Below are 5,883 nucleotides of genomic sequence, written 5' to 3' on the forward strand. Positions count from 1 at the left end.
CTGCTGCGCTGGCCGGTGTGCTGGCGCTGAGCCTGGCCGCCTGCGGCTCTACCGCTTCTGTTTCTGAATCCACCGCTTCTTCCGAGGCGGCTTCCACGGCCGAGACCGGCAGCGACCTGGCCGGTACCACCATCAAGGTGGCTGCTTCCCCGACGCCCCATGCCGAGATCCTGAACATTGCCAAGGACCTGCTGGCGGAACAGGGCATCACCCTGGACATCGTGGAGTTCAGCGACTATGTGCAGCCCAACATGGTCACCGAGAGCGGCGAAGTGGATGCCAACTACTTCCAGCATCAGCCGTACCTGGATTCTTTCAATGAAGAAAACGGCACCCATCTGGTCAGCGTGGGCGACATCCACTACGAACCGCTGGGCATTTACCCCGGCAAGAGCCAGAGCCTGGACGAAATCACCGATGGTGCGGTGATTGCTGTGCCCAACGATACCACCAACGAAGCCCGTGCCCTGCAGCTGCTGGCTGCCCAGGGCATCATCACCATCCGTGAGGATGCAGGTCTGACCGCTACTGTGAACGATATCACCGAAAACCCGCATAACGTGCAGGTGGAGGAACTGGAAGCCGCGCAGCTGCCCCGCACCCTGGCCGATGTGGATTATGCAGTCATGAACGGCAACTATGCGCTGGAAGCCGGTTTCTCGGTCGGCAACGATGCTCTGGCCACCGAGGATGCCGCCTCTGAAGCTGCCCAGACCTATGCCAACGTGCTGGTCGTCAAGGAAGGCCGCGAAAACGACCCCGCCATCCGGGCCCTGCTGGCAGCGCTGCAGAGCCAGGAAGTCAAGGACTTCATCAACGAAACCTATGATGGCGCCGTTGTGGCTCTTTTCTGATAAAAAAGAGGGAAAAACCTTGCAACTGTAAGGTCTGTAGGATACAATCAATAGGGAACGGGAGAAAATGCCCGTTCCCTATTGTAAAATAAGGGGGAAAACCCATGATCGAATTACAACACCTGACCAAACGTTTTGCCACCAAGGGCGGCACGGTGGTCGCCCTCAACGATATCAACCTGACCATTCGGGATGGGGATATCTACGGCATCATCGGCATGTCGGGCGCTGGTAAATCCACGTTGGTGCGCTGCATCAATATGTTGGAACGTCCCGATGAGGGCAACGTTATTGTCAACGGTCGCCAGATGCAGGATCTCAGTGCCGCGGAATTGCGTACGGCCCGGCGGGATATTACCATGATTTTTCAGCAGTTCAATCTGCTGATGCAGCGTACCTGCCTGCGCAATATCATGTTCCCGATGGAACTGGCCAAGGTACCCAAAGACAAGGCAGAGGCCCGTGCCCGGGAACTGCTGGAACTGGTAGGCCTGCCGGACAAGGCCGAGGCATACCCGGCACAGCTTTCCGGCGGCCAGAAACAGCGTATTGCCATTGCCCGCGCGCTGGCTACCGATCCCAAGGTTCTGCTTTGTGACGAAGCCACCAGCGCGCTGGACCCCAATACCACCCACGCCATTTTGCAGTTGATCCAGAAGATCAACCGGGAACTGGGCATTACTGTGGTGGTCATTACCCACCAGATGAGCGTGGTGGAAGAAATCTGCAACCGTGTGGCCATTCTGGATGAAGGCACGGTGGTGGAAGAAGGGGAGGTACAGGCGATTTTCAGCCGTCCCACTTCCGCAGCGGCGCGGCGGCTGGTGTACCCGGCCGGTGCCCCCAAGGCAGAGGCCGTGCCGGGGCATCGGATTGTGCGCGTGGCGTTCAACGGAACCCAGACCACCGACAAACCGCTGGTGGCCAGTCTGGCCATCCAGTGCGGTGCATTGGTTTCCATCCTGGCAGCGGATACCCGTATTGTCAACGGGCAGACTCTGGGCAGTATGTTGCTGGCCCTGCCCGATGATGAAACCGCAACCAGGGCAATCGAGTATATCAAGAACTATCCCGGTATTACGTTTGAGGAGGTGAACGGCTGATGGCGGAATTTCTGGCAAGCAAAGAGTGGACAACCTTTTTGCAGGTGCTGCCCACCATTCCCTTTGAAACCTGGGAAACCATCTGGTCTACGGCCGTTGCTACCCTGTTGGCGCTGGTCATCGGCCTGCCGCTGGGTGTCTGTTTGGTTACCGGCGAACAGGGCGGTGTGCGTCCGCTGCCGCGCTGGGTCATGAGCCTGCTCAATGCCTTTATCAACCTGCTGCGCAGCGTCCCGTTCCTGATCCTGATGATCATTGTGATCCCGCTTTCCCGCCTGATCGTGGGTACTTCCATCGGTACGCCGGCTTCCATTGTGCCGTTGGTCATCGCGTCTTTCCCCTTTGTGTCCCGTCTGGTGGAAACCAGCATCCGGGAAGTGGATGCCGGTGTTATCGAGGCTGCCCAGAGCATGGGCGCCACGCCTCTGCAGATCATCACCAAGGTCATGATCCCCGAGAGCATGCCCAGCCTGATCTCCAATGTGACCATTGCCACCACCACCATCATGGGGTACGGTGCCATGGCCGGTATCATTGGCGGCGGCGGTCTGGGCAAAATCGCCATCAACTACGGGTACTACCGTTTCAATGGTGTGCTGGAGATTTTTGCCACGGCGCTGCTGGTGATTCTGGTGCAGATTCTGCAAACCGTGGGTACCCGTCTGGCGCTGCGCTGCGACAAGCGCATCCAGCGGTGAGCAGAATCGTCCTGTGTCTGCTAAATTCATAAAAGGTTCAAAATGATGTGACAACTCGGACACAATCAGGTACTATACTATAAGCGAAGTCAAGGTGAATACCAAAGACCCATACTACTGTCGTCGGACCATGCGAGGGGCTTATGCCCCGGTCCGGCGCAGACAACCTACAAGGCTTCGTGCCATTAGAATAGATGCAAAAAGCACCCCGGCAGAAGGTTCTGCTGAGGTGCATTTGCTTTATATGGGAGCTTTTTTACAGCTTCTGTACGTCGGCAATCAGCTGGCTGACAGCTTCGGGTCTGGTTGCCCAGCTGGTGCAGATGCGCACGGCGGTGTGCTCTGCGTCCGGCTTGCCCATGCCGCTCATGGCGTAGTGCTCGGCCAGGGCGTTATACCAGGCATCGGGCAGCATAAAGAACTGCTGGTTGGTAGGGGAGTCATGCAGCAGGCTGATGCCCTTGGCGGTGAAAGCCTCCCGGATTTCCAGCGCCTGACGGTCTGCTTCGGCTGCCATGGTAAAATAGGGGCTGCATCCGCTGCCGTCCTCGCCATCCAGCAAAGCCAGGAACTGAAGTCCCAACAGTCGCCCCTTGGCCAGCATGCCGCCGTGCTGCTTGATGGCGTAACGGAAATCTTCTTTCAGCGCATCATTGGTGATGACCACGGCTTCGCCGAAGAGGGCACCGCACTTGGTGCCGCCCAGATAGAACACATCGCAAAGTGCCGCATAATCCTGCAGGTTCAGGTCGTTCTGGGGGCTCATCAGGCCGTAGGCCATGCGGGCACCGTCCACAAAAAGGTAGAGCCCCAACTCATAGCAGACTGCCGAAATATCGGTCAGTTCTTCTTTGGAGTAGAGCGTGCCCACCTCGGTGGGGTTGGAAATATACACCATACCGGGCTGCACTTCGTGCTCGTGGCTGGGGTTGGCACGGTGGGAGTCCACGGCGGCACGAATCTGTTCCGCTGTGATTTTGCCGGCCGTGGCGGGCAGCGCCAGGCATTTGTGACCCGTTGCTTCCACAGAGCCGGTCTCATGCACATGGATGTGGCCAGTATCGGCGCACAAAACCCCTTGCCAGGGTTTCAGCGCGGCATCGATCACCGTCAGATTTGCCTGGGTGGCACCCACAAAAAAGTGCACGGCAGCGTCGGGAGCGTCGCACAGGGCGCGGATTTTTTTGGCGGCAGCGGCACAGTAATCATCCTCGCCGTAGCCGGGGGTTTGTTCCAGATTGGTTTTTTGCAGCAGGTTCAGTACGGGTTGGGCAGCGCCTTCGCCGTAGTCACACTCAAAACGAATCATTGAAGATTCTCCTTTCCATCACGTATTTTATATTATAACATATACGGGTAAACCTTGCAATGACAGGCAAAATACGATATAATGTGACATACGTGTGTGAGAAAGGAAGGATGCTTATGGATCCCCAAAAAACGCGGGAGCGCTTTGCCTCCCGTCTCGGTTTTATTCTGGTAAGTGCCGGCTGTGCCATCGGTATCGGCAACGTCTGGAAATTCCCCTGGATGGCCGGTGCCAACGGCGGCGGTATTTTTGTGCTGTTCTACCTGCTGTTTCTCATTATCATGGGTGTGCCCGTGCTGACGATGGAACTGGCAGTAGGCCGTGCCAGCCGCCAGAGCGCGGTGCGGGGCTATAAGTCCCTGGAACCCAAGGGCAGCAAATGGCATGTTCACGGCTGGTTCTGCATCATCGGCTGCTGCTTGCTGATGATGTATTACACCACCGTGGCCGGCTGGATGCTGGACTACTTCTACAAGTTTGCCACCGGCGCCTTTGAGGGCATGGAAAACAGCGCTGTGGACGGTGTGTTCAGCGCCATGCTGGCCAACCCCGGCGAGATGACCATTTTTATGGCCATCATCACGTTGGGCGGCTTCCTGGTCTGCTCTTTCGGTCTGCAGAAGGGCCTTGAGCGGATCTCCAAATGGATGATGATGGCGCTGCTGCTTCTGATCGTTGTGCTGGCCGTCAACAGCGTTATGCTGGAAGGCGGCAAGGAAGGTCTTGCCTTCTACCTGCTGCCCGATATCGAGCGGGCAACCGAGGTGGGGCTGGGCAATGTCATCACTGCGGCGATGAACCAGGCCTTCTTCACCCTGAGCCTCGGCATTGCGGCTATGGAAATCTTCGGCAGCTATATGACCAAGGAACATACCCTCCCCGGTGAGGCTGTCCGCATCTGCGCGCTGGACACGTTTGTGGCTTTGATGTCCGGCCTCATCATCTTCCCGGCCTGCTTCGCCTTCGGGGTTCAGCCCGACGCCGGACCCCCTTTGATCTTTATTACGCTGCCCCGCGTCTTCGTCAACATGGCTGGCGGTCGGGTCTGGGGCGCCCTCTTCTTCCTCTTTATGACTTTTGCCAGCTTCACTACCGTTCTGGCGGTCTTTGAGAACATTATGGCCAGCTGCATCGACTGCTTCGGCTGGACCCGTAAAAAGGCAACCGTCATCTGCTGCCTGTTCATCCTGCTGGCCAGCATTCCCTGTGTGCTGGGCTACAATCTGTGGTACTTCTCGGTGCCGCTGCCCAATGCACCCTCCGGCGGTCAGATTCTGGATATCGAAGACTTCATCGTTTCCAACCTGTTGCTGCCCATCGGCAGTCTGGTCTATCTGCTGTTCTGCGTCAGCCGTTGGGGCTGGGGCTACGACAAATATATGGAAGAGTGCAATACCGGTTCCGGTCTGCGGATGCCCCGGGCATTCAAACCCTACTTCCAGTTTGTGCTGCCCATCCTCATTGTGGTCATCCTGGTCCAGGGCCTGATCTGACCGAACAACGAATCAACAAAAAAGCAGCCGCCTGCGGGCGGCTGCTTTTTTGTTTGGTAAAGGACAAATCAGGCCAGCTGTTGGGCCAGCCAACCCTGCATTTCCTCCCGCATGGCGGCAAAGGCTTTTGCAGTGTCGGGGTTTTCGGTGGGAAAGTTCAGCAGTTTCCACAGCCAGCCCTGTTCGGCTACGGCACGCAGGCTTTCGGGGTAGCACAACTCATACACCAGCGAGGCATGTCCCACGGCATTGTCGGCAGGGTGTTGCTTCAGGCTGCGCAGCACGCAATGATGTTCATAAAAGGCCTGCAAAACCGCCGGACTCACAGGGCTTTGCCGCAGTGCTTCGGTGGTCACATTGTAAATCTCCTCCATGGGCACTTCTACGTTTACGCGCAGGATGTCAACCTTGTCGGCGTCCCGCAAA

Annotated in this window: 6 protein-coding genes; 4 read left to right on the forward strand and 2 right to left on the reverse strand. The window is 57.4% G+C overall.

Going from position 1 to position 5,883, the window contains the following annotated elements; genetic code table 11:
* Window positions 1-8 precede the first annotated feature (8 nt).
* The 3 genes from H6B10_RS12090 (at window position 9) to H6B10_RS12100 (ending at window position 2,655) form a co-directional block, all read left to right on the forward strand.
* Window positions 9-854 carry a MetQ/NlpA family ABC transporter substrate-binding protein gene (locus tag H6B10_RS12090; protein WP_204651838.1) on the forward strand — a complete coding sequence of 282 codons (846 nt, stop codon included), beginning with the start codon at window positions 9-11 and terminating at the stop codon, window positions 852-854.
* A gap of 104 nt (window positions 855-958) precedes the next feature.
* A complete protein-coding gene (locus H6B10_RS12095) occupies window positions 959-1,957 on the forward strand; it encodes a methionine ABC transporter ATP-binding protein (RefSeq protein WP_204651834.1) in 999 nt (332 codons plus the stop codon).
* The gene (locus tag H6B10_RS12100) at window positions 1,957-2,655 is read left to right on the forward strand and encodes a methionine ABC transporter permease (protein ID WP_204651835.1); all 699 of its coding nucleotides are present in this window, start codon (window positions 1,957-1,959) and stop codon (window positions 2,653-2,655) included. The genes H6B10_RS12095 and H6B10_RS12100 overlap by 1 nt, the downstream gene beginning before the upstream one ends.
* A gap of 256 nt (window positions 2,656-2,911) precedes the next feature.
* On the opposite strand, the gene H6B10_RS12105 is transcribed toward H6B10_RS12100, so the two are convergent.
* Window positions 2,912-3,964 (reverse strand): threonine aldolase family protein, encoded by a 1,053-nt coding sequence (locus H6B10_RS12105; protein ID WP_204651836.1) that lies wholly within the window; start codon window positions 3,962-3,964, stop codon window positions 2,912-2,914.
* A 116-nt stretch (window positions 3,965-4,080) separates the two neighbouring features.
* On the opposite strand from H6B10_RS12105, the gene H6B10_RS12110 reads away from it, so the two are divergent.
* Entirely contained in the window at window positions 4,081-5,457 is a 1,377-nt protein-coding gene (locus H6B10_RS12110) for a sodium-dependent transporter (protein ID WP_204651837.1), read from the forward strand.
* A gap of 68 nt (window positions 5,458-5,525) precedes the next feature.
* Here H6B10_RS12110 and H6B10_RS12115 read toward each other — a convergent pair.
* Window positions 5,526-5,883, reverse strand: a 358-nt coding sequence (locus H6B10_RS12115) for a hypothetical protein (RefSeq protein WP_430661760.1), incomplete at its 5' end; no start/stop codon positions are given.

The organism is Gemmiger formicilis, assembly GCF_016901605.1.
GTDB lineage: Bacteria > Bacillota > Clostridia > Oscillospirales > Ruminococcaceae > Gemmiger > Gemmiger formicilis_B.

Coding starts and splice junctions, on each gene's coding strand:
- H6B10_RS12105 (WP_204651836.1), bottom strand. CDS start 3,964: ATGATTCGTTTTGAGTGTGACTACGGCGAAGGCGCTGCCCAACCCGTA.
- H6B10_RS12100 (WP_204651835.1), top strand. CDS start 1,957: ATGGCGGAATTTCTGGCAAGCAAAGAGTGGACAACCTTTTTGCAGGTG.
- H6B10_RS12110 (WP_204651837.1), top strand. CDS start 4,081: ATGGATCCCCAAAAAACGCGGGAGCGCTTTGCCTCCCGTCTCGGTTTT.
- H6B10_RS12095 (WP_204651834.1), top strand. CDS start 959: ATGATCGAATTACAACACCTGACCAAACGTTTTGCCACCAAGGGCGGC.